Raw genomic sequence first — 16,553 nt, 5'->3', positions numbered from 1 at the left:
ACGATCTAGTCAATTCAGGCTGGAGCATACCGCGAGACCAAAAAGCTTCATGGCGTACATTTCAGACAAAACATGTGTAACGCCCCGCAAGTAAGTCCGTACCAGCAAACAACTACGATTAGTTGATCACGCAGAAATACCTGGAAAACTTACATGCATAACCTTCACGTAAAACCACCGTTCCGACCATCAAAACCCCCGGTGCCTGCGATAATGTTCCGGCGTGCAACCTGCCTGGCGTTGAAACATTGCGATAAATGCCGAGCCGGTGCTGTAACCCATGTCGAATGCGATTTCCTGAATGCTGCGGTGGCTGTCCAGCGCTTCGATCGACGCCAGAAATCGTAACCGCTGCCGCCACTCGCCAAAACTCATGCCCAACTCCCGGATGAATTGCCGCGCCAGGGTGCGTTCGCTGACATGGATGGTCGCGGCCCAATGCGCTAATGGCCGGTTGTCTCCCGGCCCTGCCTGCAAGGCCTCCAGAATGCCGTGCAAGCCAGGACTGCTGGCGTACGGCAAGTAGCGCTCATGCACCGGCGCCTGTCGAAGTTGATCCACCAACACTTGGGCCAGGCGTTTGTCGGCTTGATGCTCGGGGATCTTTACATCGCGAGCGGCAAAGTCTTTGAGGATCGCTTTGAGAATGTCGCTGATCGCCAGCGTGCAGGCTTGCGCCGGCAGATCACGGCATACGGGCGCAGCCAGGCAGACCGCACGGTAGTTGATCGGCTGATGACTGTAGAAACTGTGCTCGGTCTGCGGCGGCACCCATATCGCGTATTGTGGCGGTGACATGAAGCGGCTGCCGCCGATGTCCATGCGCAGTACGCCATGGGCCGAATACTCCAGGGTGCCCCAAGGATGACGGTGAGCCGAGGCGTAGCGATGAGCATCAAAGTCGGCGTAGCGGAAATACACCGGGGCAGGCAGCTCACTGAAATCCAGTAGATCGATGGGTTTACTGTTCATGCTGTCCGTCATGAGGGGCAGGTTGTCTGGATTGAAGTATAGGCAGTTAGCCAGACAGAGGATAATGCCCCCTCATCAACGTTCTGGTTTTTCCCATGCAATACGCTTATCCCCTGCTGGCCATTTTCATCTGGGCCGGCAATACCGTGATCACCAAAATGTCGGCCGGGGCGATTTACCCTGCCGAGATCGGTTTCTACCGCTGGCTGCTGGCCGGCTTGCTGTTCACGCCCTTCATGCTCAAACCTGTCATTGCCCACTGGCCCTCGATTCGCCCGAACCTGGGCAAGATCTTTGTCCTCGGCGTGCTCGGCATGGCGGTGTACCAAAGCCTGGCGTACTTCGCCGCGAGCCTGACCTCCGCGACCAACATGGGCATCATCCTGTCATTGATGCCTCTGATGTCGCTGGCCATGGCGATCATCAGCCTTGGCCAGCGCCTGACCATCGGCGCACTGGCGGGTGCGGTGTTGTCGTTTGCCGGCGTGTTGGTGGTCGTCTCGTCCGGCAGCCTGGGTGTGCTGCTGGAACATGGGGTGAACCTGGGGGACGCGATGATGCTGATCGCCACCCTGGCCTACGCGATCTACAGCACGTTGCTGAAAAAATGGCAGCTGCGCTTGCCGCCATTGGTGTTGCTGTATTTGCAGGTACTGGTCGCGGTGGTGGTGTTGTTTCCGATGTTTCTCGCCTCACCGAAAATCGGCCCGACCCTGCACAATATTCCCCTGGTGCTTTACGCCTGCTTGCTGGCCTCGATGGTCGCACCGCTGGCGTGGATGCAAGCCGTGGTGCGTCTGGGACCCAGCCGGACCACGCTGTTCTTCAATTTGCTGCCGCTGATTACCGCGCTCATTGCAGCGGTGGTGCTGCATGAGCAGTTGGCGCTGTACCACCTGGTGGGCGGGATGTTGACGCTGGGCGGGGTGATTCTTTCCGAGCGCTGGACGACGGTATTGGGTCGTAAGGCCAGTGTGGCCTGACGCCGTCTAGACCCCGGCGGCTTTCAAGCGGGCCGCATGTTCGACAAACAGCCGGATCGGCTCTGCCCCCTTGCCCACCAGCCCCAACGACTGGTTGACGATGTCGAAGTGGTCCAGCGGGTACTCGTCGCCAATCACGGTCCCGAGGTGCGAGCTGTAACGCCCGACCATCCCGTCGCAATGCCCGGCCTCGCGTACGAAGGTTTTGGCAAACAACCGGCAACTGCGGTTGGTGCCATCGAACAGGTTCAGCCCACGATTGGTCTTGCCCGGCTGCAAAGTGCCGGACCAGGAGTAGTAACGCACACCGTTCACCTCTTCCGGTCCGTGCCCGCCCCAGGTATCTGGCAGCCCCTGTGGAAAACGTTGATTGAACCGTGCCACGCCTGCAGTAGTGAGCGAATGATGGGACGCAAGGATATCCACCGGCAACTTCGGTCCGCGATAGCCGGTCTCCAGCAGGCTCATCAGCGTTGCAACGCACCGTACCAGAAAGATCACCAGACGCCCTCCGACGCTGTCATGGGGATAGTGTTTGTGCAGATAGTCGGCCAGTTCCGAACCATGATTAGGCCCGGCCACCGAGGTCACCGAGGCGACCAGATCCGGGCGTTTGGCTGCCGCGTAGCGCGCGGTCAACGAGCCCTGGCTGTGCCCTAGCAAATTTACCTTTTCAGCTCCGGTCTCACGCAGAATCTCTTCAATGCGCGCCAACAATTGCTCGCCGCACACTTCGCTGGAATTGAGCGGCGAGACCTGCACCGCAAACACCACCGCACCACCCTGGCGCAAAGCCTCGGCGATCCCGTACCAATACGGATAGAACACCAAACGGATAAACCCGAGCATTCCCGGGACCAGCACCAGCGGGTAACGCGTGGCCGAATCTTGCGACATGGGCGAACATCCTTGTGATCGGTGAGGTGACGCCTGGCGATTGCAAGACTTCCGCCAAGCTTCGCCAGCGAACATGACAAACCGACGACCAGTCTAGGTCATCCGCCCTACTTCAGCCCCACCACGCCGGCCACGATCAGCCCGACCGACAGCAGTTTGACCGCTGTCAGGCTCTCACCCAGCAAGACAAAGCCGAGAAACACCGTGCCCAGCGAACCGATGGCGGTCCAGATCGGGTAGGCGATGCTCACCGGCAATTCGCGCATGGCCAGGGTCAGGAAATAAATCCCGCCCACTGCCGCCACAACAGTCATCAGCGATGGCCAGGGCCGGGTGAAGCCCTCGGCGTACTTCATGCCCATGGCGAAGGTGACTTCGAACCCGGCGGCGATCAGCAAAAACAGCCAGGCCATCTAGAACTCCCTGGCCAGGGCCAGCAAGCGCTGCTCCGCTTCGGCGGCAGAGACTTCGAACGTGCGCGCCTCGGACTCCTCGCCTTCGACAGCGATCACGGTGACATCGGTGATGCCGATGAAACCCAACGCCGTGCGTAGAAGCGTATCTGCATGGTTCATCGCCTCCAGCTCGCCGCCCGGGCCAAAGCCAAATCCGCCGCGACTGGTCACGATCAAGGCCTTTTTGCCCTGCACCAATGGCTCATACTGCGCGATACCGTTATCCAGGGTGTGATTGAAGGTCAGCCCCAGCCGCACGATCTGGTCGATCCAGGCTTTCAGGCCGCTGGGCACGCTGAAATTGTGCATGGGCGTGGAAATCACCAGCACGTCGTGCCCGAGCAACTCCTCGACCAGCGTATCGCTAAGCGCCAGGTCCGCTTGCATCGACAAGGGACGCGCGTCGGGTTCGGGGTAGAACGCGGCGGCCACGAACGCCTCGTTGACCGGTGGAATCAACGCTCGGCCGACTTCGCGGCGGGTCAGTTTCGATTGGGGGTGACGGGCCTGCCAGGCCGATAGAAAGACTTCCGCCAAACGCCGGGAGTGCGAACGATCACCCCGTGGACTGGCATGAATCGCAAGAACTGTACTCATCTGACTCTCCTTGGGATTAAACTCAAACTGCATGTGGCTCGCAGCTTGGCGCTTACAGCCGCACCCGATCAACTGAACAAAAATCAGTCTGGATGAATCCATTTCATCCATGGAGATTGCATGTTTGCCTCGTTGCCATTAACCGCCCTGCGCGCATTTGAATCCGCCTCACGCCTGTTGAGTTTCAAGGCCGCCGCTGAAGAACTGTCAGTCACTCCGACGGCGGTGTCCCATCAGATCCGCTCGCTGGAAACCTGGCTCGGCGTGCAACTGTTCGAGCGGCTGCCACGCCAGGTACGACTGACCGAAGGCGGCGAGCGTTTGTTCCACAGCCTGCATGGCGCCTTCCTGGAAGTGGCGCAAAGCGTCGACACCCTGCGCCCCCATCGCAGCGGCACGAGCCTGACGATCTCCACCACCGCCGCCTTTGCCGCCTTGTGGCTGGTGCCGCGTCTGGGGCGTTTCTATGCCCGACACCCCAACATCAGCCTGCGCCTGGACACCCATTGCGAGGTCATCGATTTGCATCAGGACGCCAGTGTCGACCTGGTGGTGCGCTACAGCCTCGATGACTATCCGAACCTGTACGGCGTTTGCCTGTTCGACGAGTCTTTCGGCGTTTACGGCTCGCCCGAGCAAGTGGCCCTCGCTGCCCGGCACACGCCCACGCTGATCAGCGTGCACTGGCATAATTCCAAACTCTACGCCCATGGCTGGGAGGCCTGGTGTGCACAGTCCGGCGAAAACTGGCTGGCGGGCCAGCCCATCGTGCGCGAATACGATGAAGAGCATTACGCCCTGCAAGCGGCGATTGCCGGTCAGGGGCTGGTGCTGGCGAGCAATATTCTGGTGTCGGAAAGTGTCGCCAGTGGGTTGCTTTTGCCTTATCGGGGCGACGTGCAGGTGGACGGCGCCGGTTACAGCGCCCTGTGCGTGCCGGGGCGTGAGCGACATCCGCCAGTCCGGGCGTTTTTTGCGTGGTTGCGGGAAGAGGCAATGGTATCCGGATATGCCTTGTCGTAAGTAACGTCAAGCGCTGTTGCAAATTACCAAGAACTTCATAGTTTGCAGCACCTAATACAAACAGCCTCACACAAAAGCTGGAAATATAGCGCCTTCCTTTCAGCACCACCGTTTTAGTCCACCCTCAAAACCAGAAGTTACAATGAGTCGATAGACTTCGCCAAGGACGCAACTATTATAACAACTACAACCCATCGGTTGCTTATATAACCCAAGTAAAGGAATACTTATGTACATTGAAGAGCGGCTAGAATTCATCGAATCCCTGGCCCCCCTCGCACCCCTGCCAACCCTGACAACACGGTCCTTCGCCAACCTTGAAAATGAGCAAGGCGCGGTCAAACATGATGAAAGCAAACCAACCGCAAGCGTCATGCCGGATACAATTAATACGTTTTTCCCTGGTATATCCACAGAGATTATTGACGATGTCAACCTCTGCAAGCTAGTCATGCAGAATGCTGCCTCCAAGAAATACCCTAAGGAGGAGCAACTTTCGGATTGGTATAAATATTATGTTGATGGTTTGAGCAAACTGGGCTGGGTCATTCAAAACAAGCAATTAAAGGATGTCACTATCAAAAGAATCGGCCTCACGATGGACCAGATTGCCGTGGAGATCGTAGCAGGCTTGCTGGGTCCACAAGCCGCGTCCACACTGGCATATGTCGCACAAAAAGCGCTGGTAGAGGTGAAGAAAGGCCAACGGACAATAGAGATCTTCAATAGTAATAAAGATACCGGCAAAACGAACAAATTCGAAATTGCTCCCGTCTTCCTGGACGCTAGCGGGCAGCCGAACATGGTCCTTAACTACGTGTCCATGAACGCACAGGAAAGCACCCGGGGCATTCTGTTCTGGAAATCGACGAGTCAGTCCACCTCCATTAAATCAGGCGCGACGCGCGCCTATCTGGACAGAAAGGTTTTCTCCCGCCTGAGTGACTCGCTGTATGACAAATTCACCGAGGCAGGAAAAAAATACATTATTGACCTTCCGGACTTTTAATATTTCATGATGTTTAAATCGGCAATACACTGCCGATTTAAACATCTATTCGCGCGCTATCCTCTCAGCAGAATTCACCATGAACAAAAATAACCTTGACGCTTATCTGAGCAACGGCAACATAATTTTATTCTGCGGCATGCACTCTGACAGTTTCAAAAACGATATCTTGCACTCCACGCTGTACGCGAGTCTCTTGGCGACAAGGGCAGGCAAGGACCAGGAGGCGTGGTGGCAAACATACACTCAAACCCTGAACAGGTTTGGCTGGACCCTCAACAGCCGGGAAGTTCGGCATCTTGATTTCCGTGCCGCACGTTTGTCCAGCATCGTCATTGAATGCACGGGAAACGCTCTCTCGGAAAAGGAAGAGCAAGCGCTGCTCAGCTTCTTTTCTGATTTGGAAACACTCCCGGCAAACGCCTCGGCGATTGAGGCTCTCATCGCCAGGCTTCAGGCCAACGCTTACGATAGTACCTGTCATATTAAAGACGCTGACAGCAAAGACCAACTCGTCTCAACTGCAGTCTTGTTGACCATCGTGCGTAGCAATAAAACCTTGTTGACCGTGCAAATCTCCTTCGAGGCCGGAGAGGAAATTACAACTGACATTTTGAATCAACCTGTACTCACGACAATCAAGAATGGGAACAGTAATATTCGTCTGTTACGCAGTTCACTGGATGAACGTCAATACAGTCAGTTCAGAGAGCCCCTCATCAACAAATTGGGCAACAAATTGCAAACCGACTTGTTTCATTTCAACGCTTCACCCAGCGCGAATTGAAAGAGTGGAACAACCCGTTGTTCTAATCGCTCCCGAAGTCCGAGTCGTGAGCGATTAGAGCAATTTCAGCGTCAACTCAGTTCTTTACCGTCTTGGGGGCCTTGCCCGCCTTCATCTGCTCCAGTAACGGCGCGCACTGGTTCGGCTCTCCCCCGCTCGGCGCCACCAGCGCCAACAGCCCCGCCGCCGGCGCCGCAATCACACCGAGCGCAACCATTCCGGCCCCACGCAACATCAAGGGGACGGCTTTCACCCCGGCGTCTGGCTTGATGAATTTACCCCGCACATACAGCGGCGAACGCAGCGAGATCAACCGCCAGCCCTTGGATTCCGGCGTGATAGTCAGGTCCAGTTGCTCGGTGGCCATGTTCGCCGTGCCATCGATGTAGACGATCGCGTTCTCGGTATCGAAGACAAACAGTTGCGTAGTGGCCAGGCCGGCCTTGATATCGAAGTCGGCAGCGGCGCAGTTGATTTTCACTTCCTTGTCGCCAAATATCTTGCCGACCACATAGTTGCCCACGTTCAGGCCCGCCAGTTCCATCAGCTCGCGACTGATGGCGCCGTCGTTGATCAGCATTTTCAACCTGCCGTTGGCGCTGCCCAGCAACTTGGCCACCGAATTGCCGCGCCCGGTGATGTCGGCATCGCCATTGAGTTCGCCGAAGCTGGTTTTCATCGGTTCGAAGGTCGGGAACAACTGCTTGAGCTTGAAACCCCGAGCGGTCAGTTTCGCCTGACCTTCCAGCGGTTCGGTGCGCCCGTTGAGGCGAATCTGTGCATCCAGCTTGCCGCCGGCCACGCCGAAGCGCAACGGTTCGAGACTGAGCACGCCATCGGTGAGCACCAGGTGGGTGTAGAGGTCGTTGAACGGCAACTTTTCGCTATGAACGATGCGCTTTCCAGTGAATTCGACATCCGCATCCATATCGCGCCAGCGATCGGTCTTGAACTCCTCGACCGGCAGTACCTTGTCCGCCGGCTGCTTGCTCTCGCCGCCGCGGGCTTTTTGCTTGGCGTTGGAGTCGGCACCAATCAATGGGGCCAGGTCGGCGAACAGCAATTGATTGGATAGCAGCGACCCGCTGAGTTTAGGGCGGGGCTGGCCGGCGACGTAAGCCAGGCTGCCATGAATGTCGCTCGAGCCGATCGTACCGTTGAACGCTTCATAACGAAATACCGCACCGCCCGGCTCATGCAGCTTGGCAATCAGATGGCCGTCGGTGGCATACGGCGGCGTATCCGGCAGGGTCACGCCGGTCAGGGGATAGAGGTTGCCCAGGCTAGTGCCAGCCAGTTTCAGGCGTAGATCCAGGGCGCCCAGATTCATCGGATCGGTCAGCGTGCCGGCCAACTCCACGCTGGTGTCGCCGATCTTCGCTTGCGCCTGCAGCGGAAACGGCCGAGCCGCGTCCTGCAGCGCCAGCAGCCCACCGATTTTGCCTTGTCCCGTGAGTTTCTGAGCGTGGTACTGGCCTTTGACCTTTAGTGCAAACGCGTAATCCTGCGGCGCACTGCCCTGCCCGGAGGCTGTTTTCGCCGTTTTGTCGCCAACGATTTCGCTGAAGGGAATCGGCTTGCCCAAGGGGTCGATCAGTAGGTCCAGTTGTGTCTTCAGGTTCTGGTCGTCAAGAGTGACATGTCCTTTGTCGAAGCCGATCGTCCCGATATCCACTACCCAGGACGAAGGCTCGGCGTTCGGGTCTTTCGGGTCGAACTTGAAGGTCCAGTTGGCACGACCGTCGGCCAGGCGCTGCAACGCGGCGTTGGGTTCGGTGAGGTCGATGCGCGGGATTACCACACGCTGCGCCAACAAGGCCAGCGGCGAAATGCGCAATTCGACGCGCTTGAGGCTGGCCATCTGCGGCGCCTTCGACCAGTCCGGGTTGCCCAGGCTCAGATCCTCGGCCACCACATGCGGCCAGGGCACCCAGGCACGCCAGCCACCCTCGTCGCGCTCGCGCTGCCAAACCACCGCCAGATTGCCGTTGATCGCGAATGGGCGGTGCAGTTCTTCGGATACTTTGGCATTGAGGGACGGTTTGATCCGGTTCCAGTCGAAGAACACGATGACCAGCACCAGCACGGCCAGCAGGACAACAAGGCTGGTCACGATCCAGGCGAGAATTTTACGAGTGCGCGTCATTGCACAGAGCTCCTGATACGACTGAGCGTCACGATCGCGATGCTCAGTGGAAACGCGGGGCCAGAACCGGCCCGTCATGGAATCTACGACTGGCAAATGGCCCGCAGGTTTAATTGAAAATCCGATTTTGCCGCCGTTGGCGATTGAACATGGCGCCCCTCCTCCCGGACAGCGTTACCGGGGCCGCACTTTTGCGTGGCGCGGTTGAGTCGAAAATACCCACCTCGGTGCGCCGCAAAGGCCCGGTTTAGAAGGGCTGTAGAGAACAATCAATTCCGTTGATTATTAACATTGCGTTTATGAACTTTTATATCGACTTATCAAGAGTAGCATTGCCTTCGTACCCAATTTATCGCACTCCTACGGAGCACCCATCATGAAACGCCAACTTCTGCTTAGCCTCACACTTTCAATGCTGGCCAGCACCGCTTTTGCGCTGCCGGCCGCTGACCAGGCCACTCCGCAAGTGAAAGACACTCACTCGGTGTTCAGCCAAACCGTTGCCGCTGATGGCTCCGACCGTACCCCAGGTCAAACCGTCGCTGCTGATGGCTCCGACCGCACTCCGGGTCAAACCATCGCCGCTGATGGCTCCGACCGCACCCCAGGGCAAACCGTCGCCGAAGGTGGTAACGATCGCCTGAGAGAAAAAGGCCTGATCGCTGAAGACGGCTACGACCAGACTCCACAAGGTCAAACGGTTGCCGCTGACGGTTCCGACCGCACTCCAGGTCAAACCATTGCTGAAGGCGGTGGTGACCGTGTCATCGAACGCAACAGCGCTATGAGCTAAGCCCATGGCGGCCTTGAAAAAAGCCCAATCAACAGATTGGGCTTTTGATTTTCTGGTCATTGCCTTTTGTAGAAGTCGCACCGCCCCGCCAGATCCCGCCTATGTCGTTCGACGCCGGCAAAGCCGATTTGCTAGAGTGCGCCGCAGTCCTTTTCAGAAAACGTCATTGCGATGCTGCCCCGCGCCGAACAGAAACAACAAACCCGCAACGCCTTGATGGACGCGGCCCGCCACTTGATGGAGGGCGGCCGAGGATTTGGCAGCCTGAGCCTGCGTGAAGTCGCAAAAACCGCTGGAATCGTCCCCACCGGCTTCTATCGGCATTTCGCCGACATGGATGAACTCGGCCTGGTGCTGGTGAGCGAGGTCGGCCAGACCTTCCGTGAAACCATTCGCCTGGTGCGGCACAACGAGTTTGTCATGGGCGGCATTATCGACGCGTCCGTGCGGATATTTCTCGATGTGGTGTCGGCCAATCGTTCGCAATTCCTGTTCCTCGCCAGAGAACAGTACGGCGGCTCGTTGCCGGTACGACTGGCCATTGGTCGCTTGCGCGAGAACATCAGTTCGGACCTGGCTGCCGACCTGTCCTTGATGCCGAAACTGCAACACCTGGACATGGCCGGCTTGAGCGTCATGGCCGACCTGATCGTCAAGAGCGTGTTCGCCACTTTGCCGGACATCATCGACCCGCCAGCCGACGCGCTTCCTGAACATTTGACGCCGCAAGCAAAGATCACCCAGCAGCTGCGGTTCATCTTTATCGGCCTCAAGCATTGGCAGGGGCTTGGAAGTACCGAGTAACGCTTAAAAAGATCGCAGTCGTCGGCAGCTCCTCACGGGCAGCGCCGCCATGCCCTGTTCGCCGCAAATTGGTGCAGTTTGAAAAAGCTGCGCACCAATTTCAGTCAAAATCCTGAGCACCTCGAAACTTTTCCTACGCTGCCTACAGGTATTTCCTACACGCTCCCAGATTGGCAAGCCCCTTGCTCTAGCCTGAGTATTGTCCACTGCTGGAAGCTTTCCGATGCTGGTGATTCATCGCAGAATCGACCCTCAACCCGACTGGGCCGCCGAGTTGCACTTGACCTTCGAGGCCCGGAGCAAAAGCCGCTTGCGCTGTTTCAGTGCCGAAGGTGAGGACGTCGGTTTGTTTTTGGAGCGCGGTCAACCGCCTTTGTATGACGGCGAATGTCTGCAAGCCGAAGACGGCCGCGTGGTGCGCGTCTGTGCCCGCCCCGAGCAATTGCTGCACGTCACCTGCGCCAATGCCTACGAATTGACCCGTGCCGCCTATCACCTGGGTAATCGCCATGTTGCCCTGCAAGTGGGCGACGGCTGGTTGCGCCTGCTCGACGACTATGTGCTCAAGGCCATGCTCGAACAACTTGGCGCGCAAGCCGAACCCATCGAAGCGGCCTTTCAACCTGAACACGGCGCCTACGGCGGCGGTCACCACCACTCCCGCCACGGCGACGAAGATTTCAACTACCCGCCAAAACTGCATCAGTTCGGCGTGCGCCCATGAACCCTGCATGGGCCCTGCTGCGCCTGGCCAGTCCGCAATTGCCGATTGGCGGCTACAGCTATTCCCAAGGCCTGGAAATGGCGGTGGACAACGGCCAAGTGCACGATCCCGACAGCGCGCGGCGCTGGATAAGCGATCAGTTGCTGCTCAATCTCGCCCGCTTCGAGGCGCCGCTGCTGCTCGCCCATTGCGTGGCCGCGGTCGAGGAGAACTGGAGCGAACTGCTGCAGCGCTGCGAAGAACACCGTGCCAGCCGGGAAACCCGCGAACTGCATCAGGAAAGCCGGCAAATGGGCTACTCCTTGCAGCAACTGCTCAATGGCCTGCCTGAACTCGACTCAGCGGCCCGCGCTCTCCTTGCACAACGACCCGAACCGCACCTGGCCCTGGGCTGGGCGCTGGCCGCGCGCGCCTGGCAGATCAGCCCGCAGGACGCACTGGCCGCGTGGCTCTGGAGCTGGCTGGAAAACCAACTGGCGGTACTGATGAAAACCCTGCCACTGGGCCAGCAGGCTGCGCAGCGCTTGACCAGTGAACTGCTGCCGCTGCTGCAGCAGGCCCAGCAGGATGCCACCCGAACCACTCCCGAACATTTTGGCAGCGCCGCGTTTGGCCTGTCCCTGGCGTGCATGGCCCACGAGCGCCAGTACAGCCGTCTGTTCCGTTCCTAGGGCCTGTTATTTTGGAGAATCACATGAACACACAACCCTTGCGCGTCGGTATCGGCGGCCCGGTCGGTTCCGGTAAAACCGCCCTGACGCTGGCCCTGTGCCTGGCCCTGCGCGAACGCTACAACCTGGCGGTGGTGACCAACGACATCTACACCCGCGAAGACGCTGATTTCCTGGTGCGCAACGAAGCGCTGGCGCCGGAACGCATCATCGGCGTGGAAACCGGTGGTTGCCCGCACACGGCGATCCGCGAGGATGCCTCGATCAATCTTGAAGCCGTGGATCAATTGAACCGCCGTTTTCCGGGGCTGGACCTGATCCTGGTGGAGTCCGGTGGCGACAATCTCTCGGCCACCTTCAGCCCGGAGCTGTCCGACCTGACCATCTACGTGATCGACGTGTCCGCTGGCGACAAGCTGCCGCGCAAAGGCGGGCCGGGAATCTGCAAGTCCGATCTGCTGGTGATCAACAAAATTGACCTGGCCCCCCTGGTGGGCGCTTCGCTGACGCTGATGGACAGCGATACCACGCGTATGCGCAACGGCAAGCCGTTCGTGTTCAGCAACCAGAAAACCGGCCAGGGCCTGGACGCGATCATCGCTTTCATCGAACGCCAGGGACTGCTGACGGCAGCCTGAGCATGACTTATCAACAAGGAAGCTACTGCATGACACTGAAACGCATTCTGGGCGCCATGACCCTGCTGTTGACACCGGCCATTGCGTTGGCCCACCCAGGGCACGGGGACAATGGCTTGGTCGCGGGCATCAGCCACCCGCTCGGTGGACTCGATCATCTGCTGGCAATGCTCGCGGTCGGCCTGTGGGCGGCTCAGCACAAAGGCACTGCGCGTTGGGCGCTGCCGTGCACCTTCGTTGTCACCCTGCTGATCGGCGGGCTGCTGGGTTTTGAAGGGCTGGAACTGCCGGCGCTGGAAGGTGGCATTGCCGCGTCTGTGTTGGCGCTGGGCCTGGCGGTGGCCTTGGCGGTGCGTCCACCTTTGAGCCTGGCAATGGCCGCAACGGCGTTGTTTGCGCTGTTCCATGGTGTGGCCCATGGCCTGGAGTTGCCGGACATGACGAGCCCTTGGACGTATGCCGCTGGTTTCGTAGTGGCAACAGCAGCATTACATGCCGCAGGTTATGCGGTGGTGCGGGTGTTGCCGCGAGCTGCTGCTCCGCTGGTTCGACTAGCGGGGGCGGCTTCGGCGGCGACCGGAGTGTGGTTGTTGGCAAGCTAAATCTCTATTGCCCGTGATGGCGTCTTCGCGAGCGGGCTCGCTCCCACATTTGCCCTGCGTACACTGTTTCATTGTGGGAGCGAGCCTGAGAGACAACGCAGCTCTAAGGCCTGCTAACATGTCGCGCAATCAACCCTGCCGTGACGACGCCAGCCAATGCCGCCTGTTTCCCGCTCCGCCTCCCTGCCTGAACTGACCGCCCTGTTTGCCTCGGTGCAACAGCACTTCCAGGACGTGATCGTGCCGCTATGGCAAGGTCCCGGCTGGAATGCCGAGTTGGCGCTGCCCTATGAGGCGCTGGACGCCGAGCACCACCCGTTGCCTCCACAACGCTACCGGGCCATGGCCTGCGCGCGGCAGTTGTATCTGTTTGCCAGCCTGATCGGCCAGGTGCCAGGCGCTCAAGAGCGCGCGGCAGCGCTGTTCCGTTCCTTGCAGCGGCACTTCCACGATGCCGAGCATGGCGGCTGGTTCTACAGCATCGACTCGCAGGGCGCGCCACTGGATCAGCGTAAAGACCTCTACACCCACGCATTCATTCTGTTCGCCTGCGCCCATTACTGGGACAAAGTCCGCGAGCCGCTGGTGGAATCGGTGCTCAACGCGGCCCTGGAAGTGATCGCGCAACGTTTCGCCAGCGGCGACGGCCTCTACGAAGCGAGCCTCGATCGTGACTGGTCATCGTTGAACAGCGGACCGCTGCAAAATCCGTTGATGCACCTGGCTGAAGCCTTCCTTGCCACGCTGTCGGTGCGTGAAGACCTCGCTGTGCAACAGGCGCTCGTGGACTTATGCACAGGGATGCAGTTGCGGTTTATCGAGCCGCAGCACGGCGTGTTGATGGAAAAACCGCTGGGTGCTGTGGATAACTGGTTCGAACCCGGGCATCAGTTCGAGTGGTATTTCCTGCTTGAGTCGTCCGATCTGCTGCGTGGTTCACCACTACATGCTTCGCTGGATCGCGCTTTTGCCTTCACCGAACAAATGGGCGTCGACCCACACACCGGTGCCGTGCGGGCCATGCTGGACCTGGGTCCGGATGGCGGCTCACGGGACGCGACTCAACGGATCTGGGCCCAGGCCGAATACCTGCGCGCCTTGACCCTGCGTCCGGGCAGTGAGGCTTCGGTGCTGCGCCAATTGCAGGCGTTGCAGCAGCGCTCATTGCACGCGGGCGGCTGGTATGAATGCCGTGACGAACACGGTGAAGTGAGCCGACGGGACATGCCGTCGACTACGCCCTATCACTTGGCGACCTGTTATCGCGGGTTGGCGGCGTATCTTGGTTGACTGAACGGTCGCTTTCGCGGGCAAGTCAGGTCGCCGCACCGCTCGCGCCTACCTTGCGAAGAATTCACCGGGTTTCACGCAATCCACTTGCGATCCCCGGTAAAACTGATGGTCAGCCACCTCGCCGCATCAGGCTTGCCGAGCTTCGCGGAGATTTCCTCTCGTAGCGCATCCAGTTGCGCCACGCTGCGCAGCGGATAATTTGTCGGCAACACGATGTGAATTTCGATAAAACACGCCCGACCGTGCTTCTGCACGTAGGAAACATAGTCGTCGAAACCATGCTCGGTCTTCGCCTCTTCCATCACCTGGCGCACCTTGTCATCCAGTTGATCCGGGGCGATTCCCAGCACATCGCGTAACGCGGGGCCGATGATCTTGAACGCCGGAGGGAGCATGCCCAGGGCCAGCAGAATCAGAATCATCGGGTCGACATACAACGCCCATTTTTCGTAGCCCTGGGTCTTTAGCAAGAGCGCAATAAGAAAGCTCACCAACAGGCCGGCCGAGAGCATCGCGTCCACCAGCCAACTGATGTTGTCGAACTGGATCAGCGATGACTTGAGCGTGCGATTGCGATGGCGGACGTAGAAAAAATAAATGAGCTCGACGATGGTGAATACCGCCGCGTAGACGATCACCAAGCCAAGCTCGACCTCGCGTCCACCACTGATGATGCCGAACACGCCGTTGAGAAAGGCATAAATGGCCACCAGCAACAGGAAACTGCCTTCGATCACCAGCACCATGGGTTCCAGGTGCCAGGAGCCGAACTGGAAGCGTTGATTGCTTTCCTTGGCGATCAACCTGGCGGTGATCAGCATCAGGACCTTGATGAAGGTTGCTACCAGCGAAAAGAAGCCATCGAACAGGATGGATTGGGCACCCGAGGCAAACCCGGTGATGATCCCGGCGAATGTCACCACCAGCATCAGGAAGGTCGATTGCTTGAGCAGCGCCTGCTCGCCTCGATTGCTCACATGGTCTCCTCGAAAACCTTGAACCGCAGGGCGCGGCGAGGTTGTTGGGTGAGGAGTCTAGCTGATGTCCGGCGTTGTCAGTTCCGGCCCCTTCGCGAGCAGGCTCGCTCCCACAGGTTCACCAAAGTCCCTGTGGGAGCGAGCCTGCTCGCGAAGGGCGGTACCGCGGTCTTACGCCTTGCCACCACTGCGCTCAATCGCAAACCCGGCCCAGGTCTGGCTCACCGGCATCAGCTCGACGCTGTTGATGTTGATGTGCGCCGGGGCATTGAGGACCCAGAAAATGGTCTCGGCAATGTCCTGCGGCTGGATCGGGTCGGCACCAGCGTAGGTGGCGTTGTAACGCTCCTGGTCACCGGCAAAGCGCACCAGCGAGAACTCGCTTTCGCACAGGCCCGGTTCGATGTTGCTGACCCGCACGCCGGTGCCCTGGAGGTCACAGCGCAGGTTCAGGGAGAACTGTTTGACGAACGCCTTGCTCGCGCCATACACATGGCTGCCCGGGTAGGGGTAGTTGCCGGCAATGGAGCCGAGGTTGACGATACCGGCGCCGCGACCGTGAGCGATCAGGCGTGGCAGCAGCAGGCGGGTGCTGTACATCAGGCCTTTGACGTTGGTATCGACCATGGTGTCCCAATCGTCCAGGTCGCATTTGGGCGCCGGATCGACCCCCAAGGCCAGGCCAGCATTGTTGATAAGTCCACGCAGCTTGGCGAAGGATGGCGGCAGGTTGGCAATGGCTTCTTCCATGGCCTTGCGGTCACGCACATCAAGCACCAGGCCGTGCACCTCGGTCTGCTTCGACAGTTCGGCGCACAGGGCGTTAAGGCGCTCTTCACGACGCCCTGTCAGCACCAGTTTCCAGCCAGCCTCGGCAAAACGACGGGCACAGGCTTCACCAAAACCGGAAGTCGCGCCGGTAATAAACAGGGTGTTGGACATGGTGTTCTCCTTGCTACGGCTGATCGGCAGCCATTGGAATAGAAAATCAGCAGGCAGCATGCCCGGCCTTGCGCACAGCGGCAACCGGCGCGCTTTCTGTACAAAAAACGAACAAAACTTGCAACGCCTTGCTGGCCGTGGCTTGCAGCCATATGCACGCACCTTATCCACAGCCCCATCCACACATTCCGGGGGCAAGTGGAAAAGCTGAAAGCCGCTATCCACAAGGCTTTGCGGACC

18 protein-coding genes are annotated in these 16,553 nt (G+C 59.0%); 11 read left to right on the top strand and 7 right to left on the bottom strand.

From position 1 onward, the window contains the following. Window positions 1-189: 189 nt before the first annotated feature. Window positions 190-972: an AraC family transcriptional regulator gene (locus CGA21_RS19315; protein ID WP_177411663.1), complete on the bottom strand. Its 783-nt coding sequence runs from the start codon at window positions 970-972 to the stop codon at window positions 190-192. Window positions 973-1,067: 95 nt separating this feature from the next. Between CGA21_RS19315 and CGA21_RS19310 the strand changes: the two genes are divergently transcribed. Further along, window positions 1,068-1,955 carry a DMT family transporter gene (locus CGA21_RS19310; RefSeq protein ID WP_188264814.1) on the top strand — a complete coding sequence of 296 codons (888 nt, stop codon included), beginning with the start codon at window positions 1,068-1,070 and terminating at the stop codon, window positions 1,953-1,955. A 6-nt stretch (window positions 1,956-1,961) separates the two neighbouring features. Here CGA21_RS19310 and CGA21_RS19305 read toward each other — a convergent pair whose 3' ends face one another. From CGA21_RS19305 to CGA21_RS19295, 3 genes are all read right to left on the bottom strand, one after another. Further along, window positions 1,962-2,852, bottom strand: coding sequence for an esterase/lipase family protein (locus CGA21_RS19305; RefSeq protein ID WP_188264813.1), 891 nt, complete (start codon window positions 2,850-2,852; stop codon window positions 1,962-1,964). 107 nt (window positions 2,853-2,959) lie between these two features. Beyond that, on the bottom strand, window positions 2,960-3,265 hold the full coding sequence (locus tag CGA21_RS19300) for a DMT family transporter (protein ID WP_110753284.1): 306 nt from the start codon (window positions 3,263-3,265) through the stop codon (window positions 2,960-2,962). Further along, a complete protein-coding gene (locus tag CGA21_RS19295; protein WP_188264812.1) occupies window positions 3,266-3,904 on the bottom strand; it encodes an FMN-dependent NADH-azoreductase in 639 nt (212 codons plus the stop codon). Between the two features lie 120 nt (window positions 3,905-4,024). Between CGA21_RS19295 and CGA21_RS19290 the strand changes: the two genes are divergently transcribed. The 3 genes from CGA21_RS19290 (at window position 4,025) to CGA21_RS19280 (ending at window position 6,723) form a co-directional block, all read left to right on the top strand. Beyond that, on the top strand, window positions 4,025-4,927 hold the full coding sequence (locus CGA21_RS19290) for a LysR substrate-binding domain-containing protein (protein ID WP_110753286.1): 903 nt from the start codon (window positions 4,025-4,027) through the stop codon (window positions 4,925-4,927). Between the two features lie 229 nt (window positions 4,928-5,156). After that, the gene (locus CGA21_RS19285; RefSeq protein ID WP_188264811.1) at window positions 5,157-5,936 is read left to right on the top strand and encodes a hypothetical protein; all 780 of its coding nucleotides are present in this window, start codon (window positions 5,157-5,159) and stop codon (window positions 5,934-5,936) included. A gap of 79 nt (window positions 5,937-6,015) precedes the next feature. After that, complete coding sequence (locus tag CGA21_RS19280) at window positions 6,016-6,723, top strand: hypothetical protein (protein WP_188264810.1); 708 nt, start codon at window positions 6,016-6,018, stop codon at window positions 6,721-6,723. 76 nt (window positions 6,724-6,799) lie between these two features. Here CGA21_RS19280 and CGA21_RS19275 read toward each other — a convergent pair whose 3' ends face one another. Then, window positions 6,800-8,869, bottom strand: coding sequence for an AsmA family protein (locus tag CGA21_RS19275; protein ID WP_188264809.1), 2,070 nt, complete (start codon window positions 8,867-8,869; stop codon window positions 6,800-6,802). A gap of 376 nt (window positions 8,870-9,245) precedes the next feature. Here CGA21_RS19275 and CGA21_RS19270 point away from each other — a divergent pair, with 376 nt between their 5' ends. The 7 genes from CGA21_RS19270 to CGA21_RS19240 all read left to right on the top strand — a co-directional run bounded on the left by CGA21_RS19270 (window position 9,246) and on the right by CGA21_RS19240 (window position 14,391). After that, on the top strand, window positions 9,246-9,662 hold the full coding sequence (locus CGA21_RS19270) for a hypothetical protein (RefSeq protein ID WP_020797608.1): 417 nt from the start codon (window positions 9,246-9,248) through the stop codon (window positions 9,660-9,662). A 171-nt stretch (window positions 9,663-9,833) separates the two neighbouring features. Next, window positions 9,834-10,466, top strand: coding sequence for a TetR family transcriptional regulator (locus tag CGA21_RS19265; protein ID WP_020797609.1), 633 nt, complete (start codon window positions 9,834-9,836; stop codon window positions 10,464-10,466). Window positions 10,467-10,689: 223 nt separating this feature from the next. After that, window positions 10,690-11,190 (top strand): urease accessory protein UreE, encoded by a 501-nt coding sequence (gene ureE, locus CGA21_RS19260; protein ID WP_110753291.1) that lies wholly within the window; start codon window positions 10,690-10,692, stop codon window positions 11,188-11,190. Next, on the top strand, window positions 11,187-11,861 hold the full coding sequence (locus CGA21_RS19255) for an urease accessory protein UreF (protein WP_188264808.1): 675 nt from the start codon (window positions 11,187-11,189) through the stop codon (window positions 11,859-11,861). The genes ureE and CGA21_RS19255 overlap by 4 nt, the downstream gene beginning before the upstream one ends. 23 nt (window positions 11,862-11,884) lie before the next feature. After that, window positions 11,885-12,499, top strand: a complete 615-nt coding sequence (gene ureG, locus CGA21_RS19250) for an urease accessory protein UreG (RefSeq protein ID WP_008058937.1) — start codon at window positions 11,885-11,887, stop codon at window positions 12,497-12,499. 29 nt (window positions 12,500-12,528) lie between these two features. Further along, entirely contained in the window at window positions 12,529-13,101 is a 573-nt protein-coding gene (locus tag CGA21_RS19245; protein ID WP_188264807.1) for a HupE/UreJ family protein, read from the top strand. Window positions 13,102-13,257: 156 nt separating this feature from the next. Beyond that, window positions 13,258-14,391, top strand: coding sequence for an AGE family epimerase/isomerase (locus CGA21_RS19240; RefSeq protein WP_110753950.1), 1,134 nt, complete (start codon window positions 13,258-13,260; stop codon window positions 14,389-14,391). A gap of 74 nt (window positions 14,392-14,465) precedes the next feature. Here the strand turns inward: CGA21_RS19240 and CGA21_RS19235 are convergent, their stop codons facing one another. Both CGA21_RS19235 and CGA21_RS19230 read right to left on the bottom strand, forming a co-directional pair. After that, complete coding sequence (locus CGA21_RS19235) at window positions 14,466-15,371, bottom strand: cation diffusion facilitator family transporter (protein WP_188264806.1); 906 nt, start codon at window positions 15,369-15,371, stop codon at window positions 14,466-14,468. 171 nt (window positions 15,372-15,542) lie between these two features. Beyond that, window positions 15,543-16,313 (bottom strand): SDR family oxidoreductase, encoded by a 771-nt coding sequence (locus CGA21_RS19230; protein ID WP_110753954.1) that lies wholly within the window; start codon window positions 16,311-16,313, stop codon window positions 15,543-15,545. Window positions 16,314-16,553 lie beyond the last annotated feature (240 nt).

Source organism: Pseudomonas sp. PSB11, assembly GCF_014596605.1.
Classification (GTDB): Bacteria; Pseudomonadota; Gammaproteobacteria; order Pseudomonadales; family Pseudomonadaceae; genus Aquipseudomonas; species Aquipseudomonas umsongensis.
The sequence above is the reverse complement of the archived record's forward strand: the minus strand, read 5'-3'. Positions and strand labels throughout refer to the sequence as shown.